Raw genomic sequence first — 20,198 nt, 5'->3', positions numbered from 1 at the left:
TAGTAGGAGCCATGCGCGAACCGGCGGCACCCGACCCCGCCGCGCCGCTGTGGCGTGCCGCGCAGGGGTTCCGTCTCCTCAGCTGTGGCTACGCGGCGTACTTCCAGGTCGTCGTCAACGACGACCTGGAACACCACGGGTTGACTTGGGGACTGTTCGTCGTCCTGCTCGTCTGGAGTGCGGCGTGCGGGTTCGCCTACCTCGAGGGCTTCGGCCGGCGGCCTGCGTGGGTCGGCGCCGAACTGCTGGTGGTCGTCGCATTGGTGCTCTCGACGAAGCTGGTGGCGTCGGATCAGTGGGTGCTGGACAACCAGTCGTGGCCGACCACGCTGTGGGCCACCAACGCCACTATCTCGGCGGCGATCCTGCTGGGACCCGTCGGGGGAATGCTGGCCGGGCTCGTCGTGATGGCGGCGAACGCGGCCTACAAGGGCTACGTCAGCATCAACCTGGGCCGCAACGCGACCATCGTCATCGAACTCGCGGTGGGTCTCGCGGTCGGGATGGCGGCCCTGACCGCCCGCCGGGCCCACGCCGAACTCGAGAAGGCGACTCGGTTGGCAGCGGCGCTGGAGGAGCGCGAGCGGCTGTCGCGCGAGGTGCACGACGGCGCCATACAGGTGTTGGCGCTGGTGGCCCGGCGCGGCCGTGAGATCGGCGGGGACACCGCCGAACTGGCCGAACTCGCCGCCGAGCAGGAGCGGGCGTTGCGTCGGCTGGTCAGCAACGGGAGCGCGGAGACGCCGGGACCGGGTGAGACCGTGGACGTGGCCGCGCTGCTGCGGTCGCGGCAGACCGACCGGGTGTCGCTGAGCCTGCCCGCCGACCCGGTGCCGCTGCACGCAGCCGTGGCAACGGAGTTGGCCGCTGCGGTGGCCAACGCGCTGGACAACGTTGCAGCACATGCCGGGCCGGATGTCAGGGCGTACTTGCTGCTCGAGGACCTCGACGACGCGGTGGTGGTCAGCATCCGGGACGACGGCGTCGGCATCGCCGCGGGCAGGCTCGAACAGGCGGTCACCGAAGGGCGTCTGGGCATCGCGAAATCCATTGTTGGTCGGCTACATTCGCTCGGTGGCACGGCGGTGCTGACGACCGAACCCGGCGCCGGGACCGAATGGGAGTTGACCGTGCCGCGACGGGGAGGGCGCCATGACCGAGGTTGATCGGACACCGACCGTGATGGTCGTCGACGACCACCCGATCTGGCGCGACGCCGTGGCGCGGGATCTGGCAGAGCAGGGCTTCGACGTGATCGCCACCGCCGACGGCGTCGAGTCCGCGCGCAGACGTGCCGGGGTGGTCAAGCCGGACGTCGTCGTGATGGACATGCGTCTGTCCGACGGCACCGGAACGCAAGCGACCGCGGCGGTCCTCGAGGTGTCGCCCGGGAGCAGGGTCCTGGTGCTCTCGGCGTCCGACGAACGCGACGACGTCCTCGAGGCGGTCAAGGCGGGCGCATTGGGCTACCTGGTCAAGAGCGCATCGAAGACCGAACTGGCACAGGCGGTTGCGGCCACGTCGGAGGGCCGGGCAGTGTTCACCCCCGGTCTGGCCGGTCTAGTGCTCGGGGAGTACCGGCGGATCGCCCGGACGCCCGACGCCGGCCCGTCGACGCCGCGGTTGACCGAACGGGAGACCGACGTACTCCGATACGTCGCGAAGGGGCTGACTGCCAGGCAGATCGCCGAGCGGTTGTCGTTGAGTCATCGCACGGTGGAGAACCACGTGCAGGCGACCTTCCGAAAGTTGCAGGTGGCCAACCGCGTCGAGCTGGCCCGGTATGCGATCGAGCACGGCCTCGACGACTGACCGACGCACCCTGGACTTTGAGGTAGTACTACTCATCCGCGGAGGCACCGCAGACTGAAACCATGGCGGTATGACCGAATCGGACCAGGTCGTGATCGGCAGACTCTCCTCGGACTTCGCCGTCATGGCCAGCTACCTCGCCCGGGCTTCTGCCGACCTCAACGAGTTGTCCCGCATCGTCGCCGAGCGTCGCGCGGACACCGCCGGCTCGTACGCGCCGCCGGTTGCGGTGCCCGTCGCACCGTACTGGGCGGCGGGTTCGCCGGTTCCGCAGCAGCCTCTGCCGCGACCCGTTGCGCCGCCACCCGAAAGGCATTCCGCCGCAAAGCGATCCGAGGGATGGATCGGCAAGGCACTCGCCGTCGCGGGAGTGGCGGTGACACTGATCGGCATCGCACTGCTCCTGGTACTGGCCGCCCAGGCGGGCATCCTCGCGCCGGGCGTCCGCGTCGGCGCCGGTGCCGTCCTGGCCGCGGGTCTGGTGGCCACCAGCTGCCGGCTGAACCGCAGGCCAGGTGGTCGGGTGGGCGCGATCGCGTTGGCGGCAACGGGTATCGCGGCCGCGTACATCGACGTCGTCGCGGTGACCACCATCTACGCGTGGGTGCCGCCGCCGGCGGGCCTCGTGATCGCGGCCCTGGTGGCCGGCGGGGGACTCACCCTGGCCCGACGGTGGAACTCCGAGCATCTGGGGCTGCTCGTGCTCGTACCGCTGCTCGCCCTGGCGCCTGCGGTCGCAGGGGATCTGACCCTGCTGGTGGTCGCATTCCTCCTGTCCCTGTCGGCGGCAGCCCTGCCGGTTCAGTTGGGCAGGGACTGGACGGCGATGCACGCCGCCCGCATCGCGGTCGCCACGCTGCCCCTGTTGGTCGCCTTGATCGCGGCAGCGCCGTCGTCGGCAGGCTGGCTATCCGGAGCCTGTGCGATCGCCGCCGTGCTCGCAGTGGTCGGAGCACTTCTCCTGCTGCCGCACGGCAATCGTCCCGTCGGTACGGCGGTGCTCGGCGCGGTGGGTTCGTTGCCGGTGCTGGCACTGCCCCTGGTCGCCGACCGTGTGACGTCGGCCGTCCTGGACGCCTCGCTCGCAGCCGTCGTCCTCGGCATCGTGCTGCTGGGCCGCGAGTTGCCGGGAGTGACGCGGTCGGTCCGCCGGGTCTGGACGGCTCTGGCGACGGTTGCGGGTCTGGTTGCCGTCATCGCCGCGTTCGACGGCCCGGTTGCCGCGCCCGTCCTCGTGGCGATGGCGTGCGTTCTGGCCGTGGCCGGACGGCACAGCGGTCTGGCCGACGGTGCGGCGGTCGCCTTTGCGTCGGTGGGTGGGCTCTTCTACCTGGAATCCGCATCGGTCGACGCACTGGTGGCGCCCACGGAGGTCACCGGCGCGATCGCCGTGTCGACACTCATCACCAGCGTCCTCGTCATCGCGTGCGCATCGGCGATCGTCTGGTCGCTGGCGCACCGGCCCGATCCCGGTACCGACGTCACTCGAATCGTCTGGGGCGGTTGCGGCGTCGCCGCGCTGTATGCGAGCACCGTGCTGTTCGTGACATCGGGCGTCCTCGTCGGTGGTGAGGGTGCCGGGTTCTACGCGGGCCACGTCGCGGCGACCATCGTGTGGATCGGCGTGGCGGCCGGTCTGCTGTGGATTGCCGCTCGAATGCCGCGCACGGAGCGTTCGGCGGCGCTCGTGGGCGGTCTCGCCCTCGTTGCGGCGGCGATGGCCAAGCTGTTCGTCTTCGACTTGGGCACCCTCGACGGCATCTTCCGCGTGGTGGTGTTCATCGTCGTCGGGCTCGTCCTGCTCGGCATGGGAGCCGGGTATGCGCGGATGCTGACGCATCAGGACCAGCGCGTGTGAGGACTCTCACGGCGGCAATCGCCACCACTGGCCGCGGTGGCGCTGTTGAACCCGGCAGACGAGTTCGTACTCGACAGACGAGGGGAGAGCAGACGATGGTCGACACCACCACCAACACCACCGACACCAAGCGCCGCGACGAGGCCGACGTGACCGGATTCCGAGCCTCGGCAGGCCTGGCGGAGAATCTGCAGCGCGTGCTCGTGGACCTGATCGAACTGCACCTACAGGGCAAGCAGGCGCACTGGAACGTCGTGGGTACCAACTTCCGCGATCTGCACCTGCAACTCGACGAATTGGTCGACTTCGCCCGCACCGGCAGCGACACGATCGCCGAGCGACTTCGCGCACTCGACGGCGTGCCGGACGGACGGTCCGACACCGTCGCGGCCAGCACCTCGTTACCCCGGTTCCCGGCATACGAGGTGAGCACCGCGGAGACCGTCGATCTGGTGACCACTCGGGTGTACGCGGCGGTCGACACCATGCGCGCCGTCCACGACGACGTCGATGCCGAGGACGCCACGACCGCGGACGTCTTGCACCAGCTCATCGACGGGCTGGAGAAGCTCGCGTGGCTGATCAAGTCGGAGAATCGCAAGGTCTAGTCGAAGGACTCATACGCACGGCCACGTTGCACGCCGCCCGCTGACGTAGCGGGCGGCGTGTCTTCGTTGGTGCGCGCTGTCTCACGCCCCGTGATCGGCGCGTGATGAGCGTAACTATCGATTAACCAGATGCTTGCCACCGTTATTGGCGGCTAAGTAAATTTAGGTTTGCTTCGCAGCCCCGGTGAAAAGCTACCTAAGAGTAGTTATTGCCGGTAGCCACCACCGGGACCTCCCGGGTGTGTTGCGGTCACTCTAGTCGCGCGGACTCGAGTTCGCTGCAGGTGCTTCAAACAGGGGTTATGGCGCGGTTTGTGACCTTTGAGTCTGCAAACAGGTCCGATTTGATTCCATTCGCCGGTATTTGCTAAATCTGCACCTATCCGCCGTGATTCAGGCCCGTTCGATCTTGTGCTGAAAACCGCTGAGCAAACTCATCAGGAAGTTCTGATCAATAGCTGTACAGGTTTGCTGCCGCATGATTAGGTTTGGGCCACCACGTTGACGCAGTCGACGAATCACGAATGTGCATAGGAGCCTCGATGAGCAAGAAGAAGGCCGGGTTGCTCCGCAACCTCGCGACGCGGACGGTGATTGCCGCGCTTCCCGTCGCGATGATCGGGGCTTATGCGAGTGGCATCTTCACCTCGCCGCCGCGACTCGCCGCCTATGACTACCTCCCGGTGGCTGAGATATCGGTCTCGCCAACGACAGTCGGCATCGCCACCTCGCCCCTCTACGGGCAGACGCTGGCTCAGATCAACCAGCAGCTCGACGAGATGCAGGCGATCGGCGTGCAGAACATCCGTGTCTTCGTGCCGTGGGGACTCGTCGAACAGGTGGACAACACCTACGACTGGAGCCACATCGACGACATCATGACCGCCGCGGCTTCGCGCAACATGGGCGTGCTGGCCGAGGTGAACGCGACTCCGCTGTGGGCTGGACCGAACCCGAACGCTCCGGGCTTCCCATTGGGAGCCGACACTCCGAACGTCGGGGCGTTCACCGACTTCATGCGCGACTTCGTCAATCGGTACGACGAAACGGTCTCGGCGTACGAGATCTGGAACGAGCCCAACTACGTTCAGTTCTCGAACCCGATCAATCCGGAGGCCTACGCGGCGCTGCTGCAGGCCGTCTATCCGGTGATCAAGAACCTGGATCCCACCGCCACCGTGGTCGCCGGCGCCGTCGGAACAACGCAGACGTCGTCCTTCACCATGGACCCCGTTCAGTTCGTGCAACGCATGCTCGCAGCCGGCGCCGCAAACTACTTCGACGCACTCTCGGTTCACCCGTACGGCGAGGAGATCGCGTACTCCGGGTCGTGCCCGACGTGCCAGCCGACGGTGCTGACGCCGCGTCAGCAGGTCGAGTCGATCATGGACATGCTCAACGGCAAGAAGGTCTGGGTCACCGAATACGGCTTGCCCACCACCCCCGGCGGACCCTTCACGCAGGAGCAGCAAGCAGCGTGGATCAAGGATCTGCTGGATCACTGGCAGACCTACGACGAAGACCTGGTCGGTCCGATCTTCCTGTACACCGGGCGCGACACCCCGAATGCGCTGAACCCGACCAATCCGCACGACTACTACGGACTCTGGACCGAGGCCGGTGCCATGAAGGCCGCCGCCGAGATGCTCAAGAAGTGGCTGGCCGCCAATCAGCCAGGGGGACCGGGAAATCCAGGTAACCCGGGCAATCCGGGGAACCCGATCGATCCGATCGCGCAGTTCTTCGCCGCGGTGGCGCAGGCGGTGGCACAAGCCATTGCGCAGGCCCTGGCCAACTTCTTCGCGCAGTTCGCCGCTCCTGCGCCTGCGGCGACGCTCGTCGCAACCGAGGCCGTGGAGTCCTCCGTGCAAGCCAAGCTGGCCGATCTGGCGGCAGCCGCCGATGCCACGGTGGCCGAGGGGGCCGAGCCGGCTTCGACGGTGACGGAAAGCGATTCGCCGATCGAGGGGGACGGGACCACCGACGCCGGTGCGGACCCGATCGCCGCTGACGCCGACGTGGCGCCGGAGGCCCCGGCGCCGGACGTGACCGAGCCCGTCGTCACCGAGCCCGTCGTGACCGAGCCCGTCGTGACCGAGCCCGTCGTGACCGAGCCGGAGGCCACTGATCCGGAAGTCGCCGAACAGGCGACGACACAACCTGATACGGATCCGACGGTGGCCGAGCCAGTGGCCGACGATGCGGCCGAAGAAGCCGGGCCCAAGCCGGCCACGGGTACTCCGGAACCGTCGGGTGACGCCAAACCGGCGGCCGGCGACTCGTCGACCGCGCAGGATTCCGCCAAGCCGGCGAAGGCGGGGGATGCCACGGGCAATCCGGCCGGATCCGATGAGGCGGGTTCCAAGTCGGTGCGGAAGTCGACCCCCGATTCTGGGACGTCGAAGTCGGGACACCGGCATGACCAACGCGCGGGCGCCGCCGTGGGCTCGGGATCCAGGTCGGGACTCGTCTCGACCGGAGCAGCCACGTCCGACCCAGGATCAGAAGCGGAGGGTTAGCCGACCTAATCGACCCGCCGACGCGCCACGGCCCCTGCCTCGCAGGGACCGTGGCGTTTGGCGTTTGCCAAGCGGACTTATGTTATTTGTGACCGTGGCTGTCACAATTCTCGAGCGCCGCACCGACCGGACGGTCAGGACCGCGTCATTCATTGCTGAAACCCGTTTTGGTAGCGGCAATACCGAAATCCAAGTGGCCGATCGGCTCGTCTGTGCATGGCTTTGAACTGGAGACATTCACGCGGGAGTCACTCCCGTAACAGACCTTATGGCGACGAGGCTAACGTCGCTAATTTCGCCATGGTCGCCATTCTTTGCGTTATTCGACGAAGCAAAGTCGGCCGATTTCAAGACCATTTCCCTGTTTTGATTTTGATTATGCAAATTTGCTGACGGAGTTGTAAATTCAGCGCATCGGCTGACGGTGCCGACAATTCGAACCTCTAAGACAAGGGGAATCAGGGAATGGCAAAGTCCAAGGAGCGTTTGCTTCGCCGCATCGCGACCCGCAGTGTCCTCGCTGCGCTGCCCGTGGCGATTGCGAGCGCCTACGCCAGTGGTCTCTTCATGGAACCGCCTCGTCTCGCCGAGGCGAAGTTCCAAACCGTCGCCGAGATCACCACCACGCCAAGCACAGTCGGCATCGCGACGTCGCCGCTGTACGGACAGCCCAAGGCGGCGATCGAGAAGCAACTCGACGACATGCTGGCCATCGGCGTCACCAATATTCGCGTCTTCGTTCCGTGGGGGCTGGTCGAACCGGTCGACAACTTCTTCAACTGGTCGAGCATCGACGACATCATGAGCGCGGCCGCGGCGCGAAACATGGGCGTCCTTGCCGAGGTGAACGGCACCCCCGTGTGGGGTGTGGCCAACGGCCCCAACCTCCCGCTCGGATCGGGTGTGCCCAACGCGAATCTGTTCAAGGACTTCATGTCCAAGTTCGCGACGAGGTACAAGGGCACGGTCTCGGCGTACGAGATCTGGAACGAGCCCAACTACTTCCAGTTCCTCAACCCGATCGACCCGGTGGCCTATGCCAACCTCCTCAAGGCGGTCTATCCCGTCCTCAAGGCGATCGATCCCACGGCAACCGTGGTCGCCGGCGCAGTCGGCGCTACGCAGACGTTCCCCGGATTCACCGTGAGCCCGGTCGAATTCGTGCAGAAGATGCTCGCTGCGGGCGCCGCCGACTTCTTCGATGCTCTCTCGGTGCATCCCTACGGCGACCAGATCAAGTACTCCGGTTCGTGTCCGAGCTGCCCGGCGACGGTGTTGACCCCTCGCCAGCAGGTCGAGGCGATCATGGCTCTCGTCACCGGCAAGAAAGTGTGGATCACCGAGTACGGCGTGGCGACGGGACCGGCCGGGGTGAGTGAAGCGCAGCAGGCCGCGTGGATCAAGGACCTGCTCGATCACTGGCAGACCTACGACCCCGACGTCGTTGGTCCCGTGTTCCTGCACACCGTCCGCGACTTCCTCGTCAACCCGCAGAATCCAGCCGATCTCGAGAACTTCTTCGGGCTGTGGGACCTCGTCGGCAACCCGAAGGACGCGGCCCAGATGCTGAAGGACTGGATCGCCGCTCATCCCCCCGGCACCACCACTCCGCCGCCGGGACCGGGAACGGGAACCCCGTCCAACCCGCTGGCGCAGTTCTTCGCCGCCATGGCGCAGATGGCCAAGTCGTTCCAGGCGGCGATCGGCAACCTGTTCAATCCGAGCGGGTTCATCCAGGGATTCGTCAACGCGATCTCCAACCTGTTCGGTTTCCTGCGTCCCGCGGCCCCGGCCGCCACGGTCGCCACGCTGGCGCTGACCGAGCCCGAACCGACCGTCGCGGGCAAGCTGGCCGCCACGGTGGAACCGGAGGGCGACGCCACGGTCGTGGCGGACGAAGGCATCGACACCGTGTCGGCCGAACCCGCGGCGCCTGTTGACGTCGAACCCGTTGTCGCGGACGTGGATCCGGTTGTGGTGGAGACACCGGTCGAGGCGCCTGCGGTCGTCGAGGTATCGGTGCCGGAGGTAGTGGCGCCCGAGGTGGCCGTTCCCGACGTGACGGCGGAGGAGCCGGCACCGGTCGACGAGCAGCCAGACGAGCCGACGTCGGTCGACGGCAGCGAGGGGAAGCCGTCGACCGAGTCGGCGACGTCGACGAAGTCGGGTGACAGCTCGAGTTCGACGAAGTCGGACTCCTCTGATTCGACCAGCGACTCGACCACCTCGTCGACGAAGTCGGACGCCTCTGACTCGACCAGCGCGTCGAAGACCGAGGCCAAGACGCCGGAGGCCAAGACCACGAAGTCCACGACCGACAGCGGTGCGGACAAGTCGAAGGCCGGCTCTACGAGTTCGGCGGGCTCGTCCTCGGATTCCTCGAGCAGCGGGTCGGACGACTGATAGTCGGTCCCGCCGGGCTACGTACCGCCGCGATCTCCCACGGGGGTCGCGGCGGTACTGCGTCGGGATGTCATTCCGCGGCCGTCACGCGAGATGGTGCCCTCGGTGAGATTCGAACTCACACTGGACGGGTTTTGAAATGGTGTCTGCTGCGTTTCCGCAGGTCACGGCATTTGTTGGTAGATGTGGGCTAGTCGCGGTTACTGGCGGATAGCTGCACGTCAGACGCCCTTTCGTCCGTGGGACAGGTTGGGTATCTGTTGGTGACGATGGGGTGCGCTGCGGACTGACTGCGGACTGGCTACCACGCCCGTAGACGTGGTAATGCCCCCGCACCATGGGATTCGATTCTGTGGTCCAAGTGTGGTCCCGATCTACGCTGGGCAAGGTGAGCGATGAACCCACAGCAGACGCAGTCGAGGGTGACTGCACACTTCCGCCCGATCATCCTGTCCCTGCGGACCAGCTAGGTCGATACAGCCCCGAACGCGACTACAACGCCGAGAAGGAAATCTCGGAGTACGTCGAGGGTCAGGCTCGCGGCGAGACAGTTCAACACGTCGAGCGGGTAACCGTCGAATATGTCATGGCGACTCCCTACGAAGTATGGGACGTGACCACAGATGAAGATCGCTACTGGGTCATCACCGGCATGACGAACCTGTACTCACAGCGCCACTTCCCAAGCATGGACTACACGCTGTCCTTTCATGTCGGCCTCATGATGCGGGTCAGGAGCCGAGAGGAGAAGTTCGGAGCCGATTTCGTAACACCCCTCGACGAGGTCTTACGTCGGCTGAGCCAGGCCGAAGACGACCTTGAACATGCCGTCGAGGTTGTCGACTTTCAAGGTGTCGGAATGCAACTGCGGGAGTGCATGGTCTCGCTTATAACGGCGGTACGCCGGAGAACTGAGCTACCGGCAGAAACGGAGGAGCCGCAGGCTGCCAACGTCAAGGCGTGGAGTGAGCTGCTTTACAACCACTACTGCCCCGGTGGCTCGAACGAGAAGCTCAGGGGTTATCTCAAGGCCACAACCGACAAAGCTTGGGAACTGGTCAATCACCTTACGCACCACACGAACGCGAACCGAACAGCTGCCCTCATTGCTAAGCGTGCAGTCGATACCATCGTCGTCCACATGGCCAACATCATGACGCGGGATCTCTGGGATCGCACGGACCAATGTCCCCGCTGCGGGTCACGTGCAGTACGAAAGTTTTACGACTCTGACATCGCCCCCGACGGAGACTATTTCGAAGACTGTGGCGAGTGCGAATGGAATAGTCACCCCGGCCACGAGGTCACCGACTTCACTGACTTTGACCCGGTTGCACTCTGCGAAGGACAGCTAGAAGCCGTTCGGAGTGTTCACGAATCGTGGGTGCAGACCGGAAACAAGTTGATGATCGAGTATTCGGCGGAATCGATTACGCGCCTTGAAAATCAGATTGAGAAGCTCAAAGCGGCTGCCGAAGACGGTACATAACGAGAAAGACCCCGCACGCCGAAAGCATGCGGGGCATCCCCTGGTGCTGTACTCCATTCCGACAGCACCCCCGGCCCGTACTCAAAACCGGGTTGCTCGTAAGCACACAACGCCCCCGGCTCAACCCTGGAATTGCAGGAAACAGGGGAACCGGGGGCATGTGCTCGGGATGGGGTCATCACTCCCATCCCTCAGACGCCCACACGTGCCCGCAGGTCAGAGAGAGACCTGTTCGCGTGTGGGGCCTGTGCTTGGGTGGGTGCGGGTGACCAATCTCCCAAAAGGCCCGCACCCCGCACGCTGAGGTGGACATTCAAAGTTCCCCAGCGGCGTTGTCTATGTGGTCGAACGAATCTCGACCCAGTAGTAAGACGGCTGACTACCCGTCAAGACATTCACATCAGTCCAAAGCCGATCCGACACAACCGCATACAACGTCGAACCGATCAACAGCCGGTCGTGCTGCTGCACCACCACCTCGGATTCCTGGTCGAACGGGATGCCAATCTGGCCCTCAGTGCTCACAGTGCCCGGGAAGTTGCGGACGGGCTGAACCGAAGGACCACCCATCACCACACCGGTAACAGTGCCGATCAGGTAGTCGTCCAACTGGCCGACCGTCTGACCCTTCCAATCACGCGAAGGGCGAAACACCTGTGCAGACGCCATTACTCAGCACGCTTCCGGTACCTGTTGAGGGTGAATGCTTCCGCAACACTCCAACCAGTGAACGCACCACGGAATGACACCGACTGCGGCCCCACACTCTCGCCTAGCTCGATGCCTCGCGGGTTGGCGATCATGCGGCACGCCGCCGACAGGATCACTGCCCGCAACTCATCGTTAGGCACCCCGTTGGCGAATCCCACGCCACGGGTGTACGCCTTGACCATTGCCGTGATGTTCTGAATGACGGCTTCGCCCTGCTCCGGGCGAACCGTCCTGCCCATCAAATCGCCAAGATCCAGATAGGTTGGCGCTGGCATGATTAGGCCTCAGTCAACAGGGTGACGGCCTTCGGGGATAGCAGGCCAACATCGAAACGTGCAGTGACACGGATACCCACGGTGTCATAGTCACCGAACGTCTGATCAAGGACCGTGACCGAGGGCGACTGATCACGGGCCACGATGACCTTGGAGAAGTCGACCAGCGCCACGCGTGCCTTACCCGGTGCGGTGCCGGTGTTCGGGATGTAATCGGTGATGATCACTGGAAGACCGAACAGGGTGAACTGAGTGCCCTCATGCAGATTCGGATCAAGCAGGTAGCGGGCGTCATCGGTGCCGACGTGGAGCTTGCGTAGCGCGGCGAACGACTGCGGGGTCATCACCCAGTGCGTTGCGGCCACGTGGTTGCCCTGAGCAGCCGCAAGGCCATCGATGAGGCTGTCCGGGTCCGCGAGGTCCAGCACGCCGGTAGTGATGCCGGTCTGGCGGAAAATTCCCTTGATGGTGTCACTTGCTCCGGTGCCGTCATACAGGGCGGTGTCGAGAACGTTGGACACGTCGGTGACGAGACGGGTGGAGATGACCTGGTCGAGTGCGCCCACGGTGTGGGTGGCCTCGCGGATCAGTTCGGCGCTGAGCTTGGTAAGACTCTTGATGCCCTTGAGGGTCGAGGGTAGTAGCTGCACCTCATCGAACGTCGGTGCGCTCTCGGGAATCTGGGCACCGGCTGCAACGAATGCGGCTGACGCACCCGACGCGATGCGCGGCACACGCAAAGGCCCAGCGGTGTCGATGATCTGCGGTCCCGCAGCGAGGAACGAGGACGCCTGCTCAAGCGGCTGAACGAGGAGCTTCGCCACCTCAGCAGCGGTTAGGGATGGGTTATTACCCGGGGTCTGAATAGTCATTCTGAAAGTCCTTGATAGACAGAGCGATACCGCTGTCATCAGGACAGGAGTGCTGAATTGGGCGTCAGGCCCGGGAAGTACTGAGAGTGACTGCGAATCAATCGCTTTCGTCACCCCAATTTTATCAAACGGATCGCTGCAAGCGGCCCAGAAGTGAGAACGGCTCATCCTTGGTGCCGGTGACACCCTGGCCGACGCTGCCGGAAACCTTGCGAGCGGCAAGGTGCGGCTTGCGCTTTATCAGTTCGTCAATCGCTTCGGTTAGCTTGTCCTCATCGGCCAACAGGTCAGCGTCATAGGGCAAGTCCTCGCCATCAGCTAGCTTGCCGGTCGCGGCTACCTTGACGGCGAACAGTTCCCGCAGGGTCGCATCTAGATTCGCCTCTGCGGTCTTGGCGCGTTCGCGGTAACCCTTGCTCTCGTTCCGCAGCTTCTCGACGTAGGCACGCGGGAAGGTGTCGGCGTTCTCGTCGGGTTCGTCCTGACGCTCGTCGTCCTCAACCTGACCATTGGGAGCTTCGGCGTCAGTGGTGTCGGTGGGGGTTACGTCGGTATCAGACACGACGGTTCCTCTCTTTCAGAAGGGGTCAAACGGGGGCCTGTACGCCACGCACAGCCACCAACGCGGCGGGTATGGGCGGATCAGTGGCAGCTACGCTGCGGGCTTGCTACGGCTCAAAGCGCCGATCTCCGATGCCATGTTCGCGGCACGGGCGTCAGCGACAGCCATGGCCTCGTTGGTGCTGTTCTTCAACTCTTCGACAATCTCGTCGGCGGTGAGGCCAAGACGCTTCAAGCATCCTGACCTACTCAACAAACCCGCCTGGAAGAGCTTCACCGCCGCATCGGCACTTTGGGCTTCACTGCGGGTATCCGCAGGACTCCACACCACGCGAGCGGTCACCGTGTCAGGGTCAACGCCGTCGCGGATGGCGACCAGCAGACGGGCGACCGCTTCCCAGCCAACGCCGTACTGACGCTGACGTGCCTCAGCACGGGCCACGAGCGCAGCCTCAGCGGCACGCAACGCGTCGGCTGACATGACCGAATCCTGTAGTAAACCGACGTAATGCGCGGGCAAACCCGACACCATCATCGCGGCCGAGATCAGGACACGGATACCCGATTCGAACGTCTTGAGGTCGGCGGCAGGCAGGGCACCGAAGCGCGAAGAGGCATCCTCGGACACCATCATCCTGTTTTCCTCTGGAAATGGATTGACGGCCTCGGTAACAGCCTCGCCCGAGACGGGATCGAGGACGGGCAACCCCGTCACGTCATCAATAACCGGCTTCTCGGTCAACTCGATTCCACTCGCAAACCTGCGGGGGCGGCCTGCGTACTCGGAAGCAATGAGCATGTCCGTCAAAAGCTTGTTGACGCCATCTTGGATCGACAGCAGGTCATCAATCGCGCTCGGCTCATCCTCATGGCCGATGGCGACGATGGGCACACAACCCAACGCGTGCGGAATCTTGTTCACCAGTTCGAACCCTGCGTTACCCGCACTCGGTGTGTTCGCCGTCCAATGCTCAACCCGGTCGGGGTAATACACCCACGCTTCGGTTGTCTTGGCGGTACGAACTCGCTTCACAGCCGAGACGATCTCACGGGTCACGGGATCGCGGGTCACAGCCACTTGCTTTGGGGATTCCACGGTGGCACGCGGACGACCGCTCGCGTCGGTCCAGCAGAGGACGTAACCGACCCCGTAAAGCAGGGCGTCACGATGAACCTGCGCGGCCAACTGGTCAAGGTCTGAGTACTCAAACAGGCTCCACGCATCAGCACCCGTCACGCCCGATAGGCGCAAACGCTCCTGCAAGCTGACGACAGCAGTGCGGCACAGGTTCGAACTGATCTGCTCGAAGTTCTGGAGCGCCACCTTCGCCTCACGGCTCAAGAAACTGAGGGGCGAGACGCCCTGAAAGTAGTTGTCCAGCAGACCATAGCGATACTGGTGTGAATCAAGAGCCTGTAGAAGAGCGATGAAATCATCGGTCATGGATTGTCCTTAAGCGAAAGATGCTGCGCGATGGCGCTTCTTAGGGTTGTTCAAATGGAACGCCCTGCGGTCAAACGCGATGATCGCGGCCACAGCAGCGTCAATTTTGCGGGGCGAACCACGCTTGTCCTTCACAATCACGTCACCCTGCGGCGTAGGACGGGCCACGCAATGCTCCACATGAGCAGCAAGACGAGGGTCACCGTCGTGAGTCACCGTGCCGTCCACGATGGCCTGATACAGCCTGTCGGTAGCCGGTGCCATACGACCGACAAACCCGGTGTTGTACTCCACAACCCGCTTCTCGCCGTGCCTCTTGCCCCACGCGTCGATCTCCGAACGCCATCCCCACGGATCGCAGGCAAGGGACAAAACCTCGTACCGGTCGAACATCACATCAACGGCGTTGCTGACCTCTTCACGCGGAACGCGGTAGTCAGGTGTGCCGTCGTTCTCCCACAGGCCGATTAGGAACAGGTGCCCGTCCATCGTGCATCCCACAAGAGCAGTCGAGTCGCCCGACGCCGAACCATCAAAACCGGCGACGATTGGGCCACGAATCGAACGCTCCTCACAGCAAGCATCCCAAGCCCCGAACGGTAACCACGAATCGACACCCGAAACCCACTGACCCAAACGCAACTGGCGAAACACTGGCTCACGCAGCGTCTTACGAACCGACGCAATGCCATCCTCAGCGAGAAACGGGTTCTCACAGGACAACGCCGGGTTGGCGATCCGCCACGCCTCCCGGTCGTCGGCGTCACAGTTGACCGGTGCCGCAAACTCACGGAGGTAAAACGACGGATCATCGCCACGACGGCCATGCTCCACCAAACGCCACATGACGCTGTCCGCCGAACTGGCAGGCGTCGAGATAGCCAACGTCAACGACTCGGGACGCTTACCGGCCATCGACGTAATCGCCTCCCACACGCCCTCAGTGACCACGTGCAACTCATCGACAATGAGCAAGCTCGGATCGTGTCCGTGCAGTGCGCCAGGTTCAGCCGGGAGAGGCAACAGAGTGGCGTCATTCTCGGGTAGATACAGCCTGTCGGCATACACCTGCACACGTTCAGCAAGAATCGGGTTCAGCTCCACCATGCGCTTCGCATACCGAAAGGTGATGTTCGCCTGACGCTGGTCACTGGCGACCACCAGAACCTCAGCCGACGGCGGACCGACGAACAACTCAGCCAGCGCCAGCGCAGCCGCGAGCATCGTCTTACCATTCGCCCTGGGAATCGACACCAACGCCGTACGTACACCCTCAGCGAATGCACCGCGCACGATCTCCCGCTGAAAGTCCCTTAGCCGGAATGGCTTACCAACACCGTGACCACGGGGCACCGTCAGAAATTCACGAATGAACCTCTCACGACGCTTCGCACGATCACGCGGCCAACGCCGAAACTGCAGCGGAGCGACCGCAACACTGCCCTTCGGACCAGCACGCATGACAAACTCGATTCATGGCAGACCAACTGACGGAAGACACACTCACAGCGCTATCGCTGCTGACAGCCGCGCACGGTGAGAAGGGCAGGCATAAGACGCTCGCAGGTGAACTCGCCACCACGTTCGTCCACGAAAACCCGGAAGACGGACACACCCGACTGGTCAGCGGCCTACTGAACCTCAGCGTTGCGTTAACCGCCCAGTTGTGTCTCAGCAAGGGACTCACGCCGGATCAAGCCAATGAAGTGCTCCAAGACACTGCCGAATTGATCATCGACATGGGCACCGCAGAGTAATTCGAACTTTGCTATCGCGTGGGCGTCCGCTGTTGTCCCAGGTCAGGGGTGGTGCCCCAGGGTCATAACTCGCCGCATCGCATAGGCCCTGACCAGCGGAAATGATGTCTAGGCATCCGACCGGTTGACGTGGTGGCCGCGTGCCGCTCCTCGCCTCCGGTTACAGGACGCACAGACGACGGTGAGCAGACCTGCTGCGACGTGCTTGAGGGTGAGCCGCTTGCCCTGTTCGATCAGCGTCCACGCTTGTGGGGTGTGGTCGAGGGTGAGCGGGTTGCCGGCTGTGCCTGGTGTCAGGCAGTCGGTACACCAGGGCTGTAGTTGCCGTGCCCGTTCCGATAGCCGCGACCACCATGCGGGGTATCCGCGTTCGGTCGCTGATCCTCGGTTGGATCTGCGCCGCTTGTGCTCGGGGCACCTGCTGCTTTCGCAGGGTGTGCCGCACTCGACGCACAGCTTCACTCGATGTGCTGGAGTGTGCTCACCGACCCGGACGGGATGCCCCGGACTGCGTTGCACATGATGGTGACCACCTGGCGTAGTCGCGGCCCGGACAGCGTGTAGGTGTGGAGTTCTCCGTCGTCACCTAGAAGGGCGAGGACATAGCCGGGGCCATGCTTGAACGCGGAGATAGCCGCGAGTCCGTGTGCTGGTAGTAGTTCATCAACACCAATGTCACTGTCGCTCACGGGTTCTCCTGTAGTTGTGCGAGCTTACGTCCTAACTTCACATGCAGTGCCGCAACGAGATCTACCGTCAGAGTTACAGTTTCGACAGGGTCCGCGCCGCCGGGGTCAAGTACCACGTCCACTACCCCGTTGCGCGGGTCACCTAGCACGGCCACATCAGCGGGGAAGATTTGACGGTCCCCGCGTGCGGGCTTGGGTCGGCGTACGGGGGCGGGCGGTTCGAAATGTGCCCTCATCGTGCGGTCACCTTGTGCTGCGACAGATAATGATGTGCGCTGAGTAGGTCGTGCCAGCTGCGAGGTACCGCGATGCAGTAAGAGTCGGTGAATTCGAAGCAATCCCGGTGATGGATTGCCCAATTCACGCCGTTCTCGGTGTGGATGTAGCCGTCGCCCGCGCGGACCCTGAGGTCGCATCGTTCGCACTTGTAGATGTTCTCCACGTCTCTGCTCCTGACGTGCGTGGTGGTGCCTCTGTGGTCGCCTGCCGGGGTTTGACGGGCAGGGATGAGGGAATTGTGGCCGGTGAAACTTCTCACGCCGCGTCAGCGGCTTCCCCGTAGGTGAAGGGAGCGCAGCGACTGGAACCGATCAATCTGTGGACCCAAGCCCGAAACCAAACCGGGTACCCCGTGCGGGCTGCTCACCTTCCCGTCGTCCGGGCCATCGTTGCTTAGCCGCTCACCTGCCAGGGGACCGTTACCTTGCCAAGGTGGGCAAGTACCGAAACGGAATTATTTTTCTTTTCCTTCGACGGTCGGGTACGTCGCTGTCCGTAGCCTGCCGCACTTCCGAAACAAGCCCAGAGGGGTTGAGGGTTCGTCAAGCCTTGCGTGGCTAGTTACTGTCTGGGCGGTTGGTTCCGTTACCGGGGACAATCCCCAAACCCCTTCGCCCTGAGGGGCGTTGGTGGATGCTTTACCGTTGGGCGGTGGATGATCGCATTGCATAGGATTTCTATGTTTTGGGAACTGGATCGTCATTGGAGAGGCCTAGGGGTCGCTCACAGCTTGCGCTGCTTAGGGTCAGTGACGACTAACTACCCGGTTATCCACCACGTCCGGTTATAGCGCCGGACCTGCCCGCTTGGTACTCGGAATTTGAGAGTGGTTGTGCTACTTGCGCTTTCACGTGCTCGGCTTGTACGACTTGCCCGCTGGGCGGTAGTCGCTAGGCTTGTGATACCTGAACACCGTACCCGTACGACGATTGCCTAGCCGTGTGGCGTTGTCTGCCATCATCTTTCACCCTCATAGTAATTCTATCGCGTACGAGACGAGCACCTACTGACTTGTCAATGTGATCTTGGTCACATGCCGTGTCGTCGCTGTATCTGTCCCTGGCGCAACGCGATTCGTCCTCAGTTGGTCAGTGCGTCGATGCACGCTTCTGTACGCGTTCCTGCCCCTGCTAGGACTGATGCCAGGTCCGCCGGTCGGTATCTTCAAACAGCTTGCCCGCTGCGACAAGTTCGTCAAGCGCCGCCCGGACCGTGCTCATCGGCCAGGCGAATACTTCGGCTACGTCCTCAAAAGTGACGTGCACCTTTTTGCCGTCGCCGGAGAGTGCGGATAGGTACTCCCAGAGTCCTGCCGCCGTGGGTGACAGATCTTCACTCATCGGATGCCGCCGCGTGCGCTCGCGGACTCTTGTGCCTCAACCCATTTGAGAACGTCGCCCTTGCGGTAGCGCACATGCCGGCCAACCTTCACGCTGCGCGGACCCTGATCGGTCGCGCGGTACCAGCGCAGGGTTGCAACCGGAATGCCGGTTGCTGCGGAAACCTCGGGAATGCCAGCGAGGTCGGGGAGATCATCGAGAGTTAACGCCATCCATCAATTATCCACCCGATATTTCTAAGCCTGACCAGCGGAAACGGCTTTGTCCATCGCAGCGGCGAGGTTGTCGAAGTCATCCGGCAACATGTGCGAGTACACGTTCATCGTGGTTGTGGCGTTCCGGTGCCCCAACAGTTTCTGCACAGTCACCACGGACGCACCCGACGCCAGCGCCAGCGAACCAGCGGAGTGCCGCAACGTATGCGGAGTGACGCCGACAAGGTTGAGCTTGGCCGTTGCCCGATCAAAGCGGACCCGGAACCAACCCACGGTCATGGCGTTGCCATCGGGGCCAGGGAACAGGAACTCGGACGGACTGCGGCCCGCGACCACCTGTCTCAGTTCCTCGGTCAAGCCCGTGGTCAGGATCGGAACGCTTCGCTTCTGATGAGTCTTCGTGTCGCCCTCTACGCGGCCCTGACCGCGAACGCCCGTGATCGACTTGGCGATTGTGACGCGGCGGTTGTCAACGTCTACGTCACGCACTCGCAGTGCTGCGCACTCGCCATACCGCAGACCGGTGTAGGCCAAGAATCGGACCATGGTGGCAAGGGCGTGCGGCGGCAATAGGGATGGCGCTGTGTCGCTTCGGTGCCGCACCGATGACGTTTCCGCGTTGGCCGTTTCCTCGGCAAGCCGGTTCACCTGATTGTGAGTCAGGGCTAAATCCTTGCTCTGCGGCTTACTGGGAAGTTCGATGCTGTCCGCAGGGTTGACGGCCATGTATCCGTGGCGGATGGCGTACGCGAACACCTGGTGGACCACCTGGTGAACCTGAATGACACGGGCGGGGGATAGGCCGGTATCGTCGCTGCCCTTGTGCTTACGGGCTGCCGGATCTTTCGACAGCCACGACACCCACTCTTGTAAACGCTCATGGTCGATGTCGCGGAGTCGTTCGTTCTGCCACTTCGGCAAGATCACCACGTCTAGCAGGCCCCGGTATCCGGCGATGGTCTTCGGTGCCCGGTTCGCGGCTTTCTTCGTTGCAATCCACGCTTCGGCGACTGTCCCGAACGTGGTCGCTGAACGCTGCGGGTCCGCGTAGGTTCCGGTGCCCAGCGCCGTTGTCGTCGCGTCTATGTGTCTCTGTGCGTCGGCCTTACGTTCGAACGCCTTAGTTCGTTCTGCGCCGTCGTGGTCAACCCACCGAGCAAGCCAGCGTTTGCCCTGACCGTGCCGAACGGTGCACACCTCGGTCGCCGGGGCTTTGGAGTGTTTTGGGTCGATGCACCACACCGGTCCTGCGGACTGGTCCGCAGGGAAATGGACGTGCTCATCGCGTCGGGCTGGTCGGTGCCAACGGTCTTCCACACCGGCACGAACATTGCGCTTGACCTGCGACATAGCCCACAGCGTACTC

19 protein-coding genes are annotated in these 20,198 nt (G+C 63.4%); 8 read left to right on the top strand and 11 right to left on the bottom strand.

The window, feature by feature from the left end; translation table 11 throughout:
• The first annotated feature begins 11 nt into the window (after nucleotides 1-11).
• The 7 genes from macS (at nucleotide 12) to G6N61_RS05660 (ending at nucleotide 10,689) form a co-directional block, all read left to right on the top strand.
• A complete protein-coding gene (macS, locus tag G6N61_RS05690; RefSeq protein WP_179973576.1) occupies nucleotides 12-1,166 on the top strand; it encodes a MacS family sensor histidine kinase in 1,155 nt (384 codons plus the stop codon).
• On the top strand, nucleotides 1,153-1,812 hold the full coding sequence (locus tag G6N61_RS05685; protein WP_163917646.1) for a response regulator: 660 nt from the start codon (nucleotides 1,153-1,155) through the stop codon (nucleotides 1,810-1,812). The genes macS and G6N61_RS05685 overlap by 14 nt, the downstream gene beginning before the upstream one ends.
• A 70-nt stretch (nucleotides 1,813-1,882) precedes the next feature.
• Nucleotides 1,883-3,670 (top strand): DUF2339 domain-containing protein, encoded by a 1,788-nt coding sequence (locus tag G6N61_RS05680; RefSeq protein ID WP_163917645.1) that lies wholly within the window; start codon nucleotides 1,883-1,885, stop codon nucleotides 3,668-3,670.
• Between the two features lie 95 nt (nucleotides 3,671-3,765).
• Nucleotides 3,766-4,278: a Dps family protein gene (locus tag G6N61_RS05675; RefSeq protein WP_163917644.1), complete on the top strand. Its 513-nt coding sequence runs from the start codon at nucleotides 3,766-3,768 to the stop codon at nucleotides 4,276-4,278.
• A 542-nt stretch (nucleotides 4,279-4,820) separates the two neighbouring features.
• Entirely contained in the window at nucleotides 4,821-6,797 is a 1,977-nt protein-coding gene (locus G6N61_RS05670) for a cellulase family glycosylhydrolase (protein WP_163917643.1), read from the top strand.
• 465 nt (nucleotides 6,798-7,262) lie between these two features.
• Nucleotides 7,263-9,200 carry a cellulase family glycosylhydrolase gene (locus G6N61_RS05665; protein ID WP_163917642.1) on the top strand — a complete coding sequence of 646 codons (1,938 nt, stop codon included), beginning with the start codon at nucleotides 7,263-7,265 and terminating at the stop codon, nucleotides 9,198-9,200.
• Nucleotides 9,201-9,588: 388 nt separating this feature from the next.
• Nucleotides 9,589-10,689: a gamma-glutamylcyclotransferase gene (locus G6N61_RS05660; RefSeq protein ID WP_179973575.1), complete on the top strand. Its 1,101-nt coding sequence runs from the start codon at nucleotides 9,589-9,591 to the stop codon at nucleotides 10,687-10,689.
• Between the two features lie 336 nt (nucleotides 10,690-11,025).
• Here the strand turns inward: G6N61_RS05660 and G6N61_RS05655 are convergent, their stop codons facing one another.
• The 6 genes from G6N61_RS05655 to G6N61_RS05630 form a co-directional block, all read right to left on the bottom strand.
• On the bottom strand, nucleotides 11,026-11,298 hold the full coding sequence (locus G6N61_RS05655) for a hypothetical protein (RefSeq protein WP_163917641.1): 273 nt from the start codon (nucleotides 11,296-11,298) through the stop codon (nucleotides 11,026-11,028).
• Between the two features lie 59 nt (nucleotides 11,299-11,357).
• Nucleotides 11,358-11,675 (bottom strand): hypothetical protein, encoded by a 318-nt coding sequence (locus G6N61_RS05650; RefSeq protein WP_163917640.1) that lies wholly within the window; start codon nucleotides 11,673-11,675, stop codon nucleotides 11,358-11,360.
• A gap of 2 nt (nucleotides 11,676-11,677) precedes the next feature.
• Nucleotides 11,678-12,547 carry a phage major capsid protein gene (locus G6N61_RS05645; RefSeq protein ID WP_163917639.1) on the bottom strand — a complete coding sequence of 290 codons (870 nt, stop codon included), beginning with the start codon at nucleotides 12,545-12,547 and terminating at the stop codon, nucleotides 11,678-11,680.
• Nucleotides 12,548-12,671: 124 nt separating this feature from the next.
• Nucleotides 12,672-13,109 (bottom strand): hypothetical protein, encoded by a 438-nt coding sequence (locus G6N61_RS05640; protein ID WP_163917638.1) that lies wholly within the window; start codon nucleotides 13,107-13,109, stop codon nucleotides 12,672-12,674.
• A 90-nt stretch (nucleotides 13,110-13,199) separates the two neighbouring features.
• A complete protein-coding gene (locus G6N61_RS05635) occupies nucleotides 13,200-14,552 on the bottom strand; it encodes a phage portal protein (RefSeq protein ID WP_163917637.1) in 1,353 nt (450 codons plus the stop codon).
• A 9-nt stretch (nucleotides 14,553-14,561) separates the two neighbouring features.
• The gene (locus tag G6N61_RS05630) at nucleotides 14,562-16,013 is read right to left on the bottom strand and encodes a terminase large subunit domain-containing protein (protein ID WP_163917636.1); all 1,452 of its coding nucleotides are present in this window, start codon (nucleotides 16,011-16,013) and stop codon (nucleotides 14,562-14,564) included.
• Nucleotides 16,014-16,027: 14 nt separating this feature from the next.
• Between G6N61_RS05630 and G6N61_RS05625 the strand changes: the two genes are divergently transcribed.
• Nucleotides 16,028-16,309 carry a hypothetical protein gene (locus G6N61_RS05625; RefSeq protein ID WP_163917635.1) on the top strand — a complete coding sequence of 94 codons (282 nt, stop codon included), beginning with the start codon at nucleotides 16,028-16,030 and terminating at the stop codon, nucleotides 16,307-16,309.
• A gap of 458 nt (nucleotides 16,310-16,767) precedes the next feature.
• Here G6N61_RS05625 and G6N61_RS05620 read toward each other — a convergent pair whose 3' ends face one another.
• From G6N61_RS05620 to G6N61_RS05600, 5 genes are all read right to left on the bottom strand, one after another.
• A complete protein-coding gene (locus tag G6N61_RS05620) occupies nucleotides 16,768-16,998 on the bottom strand; it encodes a hypothetical protein (protein WP_163917634.1) in 231 nt (76 codons plus the stop codon).
• Between the two features lie 232 nt (nucleotides 16,999-17,230).
• Nucleotides 17,231-17,440, bottom strand: coding sequence for a hypothetical protein (locus tag G6N61_RS05615; protein ID WP_163917633.1), 210 nt, complete (start codon nucleotides 17,438-17,440; stop codon nucleotides 17,231-17,233).
• Between the two features lie 967 nt (nucleotides 17,441-18,407).
• A complete protein-coding gene (locus tag G6N61_RS05610) occupies nucleotides 18,408-18,617 on the bottom strand; it encodes a hypothetical protein (RefSeq protein WP_163917632.1) in 210 nt (69 codons plus the stop codon).
• The gene (locus G6N61_RS05605; RefSeq protein WP_163917631.1) at nucleotides 18,614-18,829 is read right to left on the bottom strand and encodes a helix-turn-helix transcriptional regulator; all 216 of its coding nucleotides are present in this window, start codon (nucleotides 18,827-18,829) and stop codon (nucleotides 18,614-18,616) included. Before G6N61_RS05605 ends, G6N61_RS05610 begins: the two co-directional genes overlap by 4 nt.
• 24 nt (nucleotides 18,830-18,853) lie before the next feature.
• Nucleotides 18,854-20,182 (bottom strand): tyrosine-type recombinase/integrase, encoded by a 1,329-nt coding sequence (locus G6N61_RS05600; protein ID WP_163917630.1) that lies wholly within the window; start codon nucleotides 20,180-20,182, stop codon nucleotides 18,854-18,856.
• Between the last annotated feature and the right edge of the window lie 16 nt (nucleotides 20,183-20,198).

Source organism: Mycolicibacterium arabiense, assembly GCF_010731815.2.
GTDB classification, from domain to species: Bacteria; Actinomycetota; Actinomycetes; order Mycobacteriales; family Mycobacteriaceae; genus Mycobacterium; species Mycobacterium arabiense.
The sequence above is the reverse complement of the archived record's forward strand: the minus strand, read 5'-3'. Positions and strand labels throughout refer to the sequence as shown.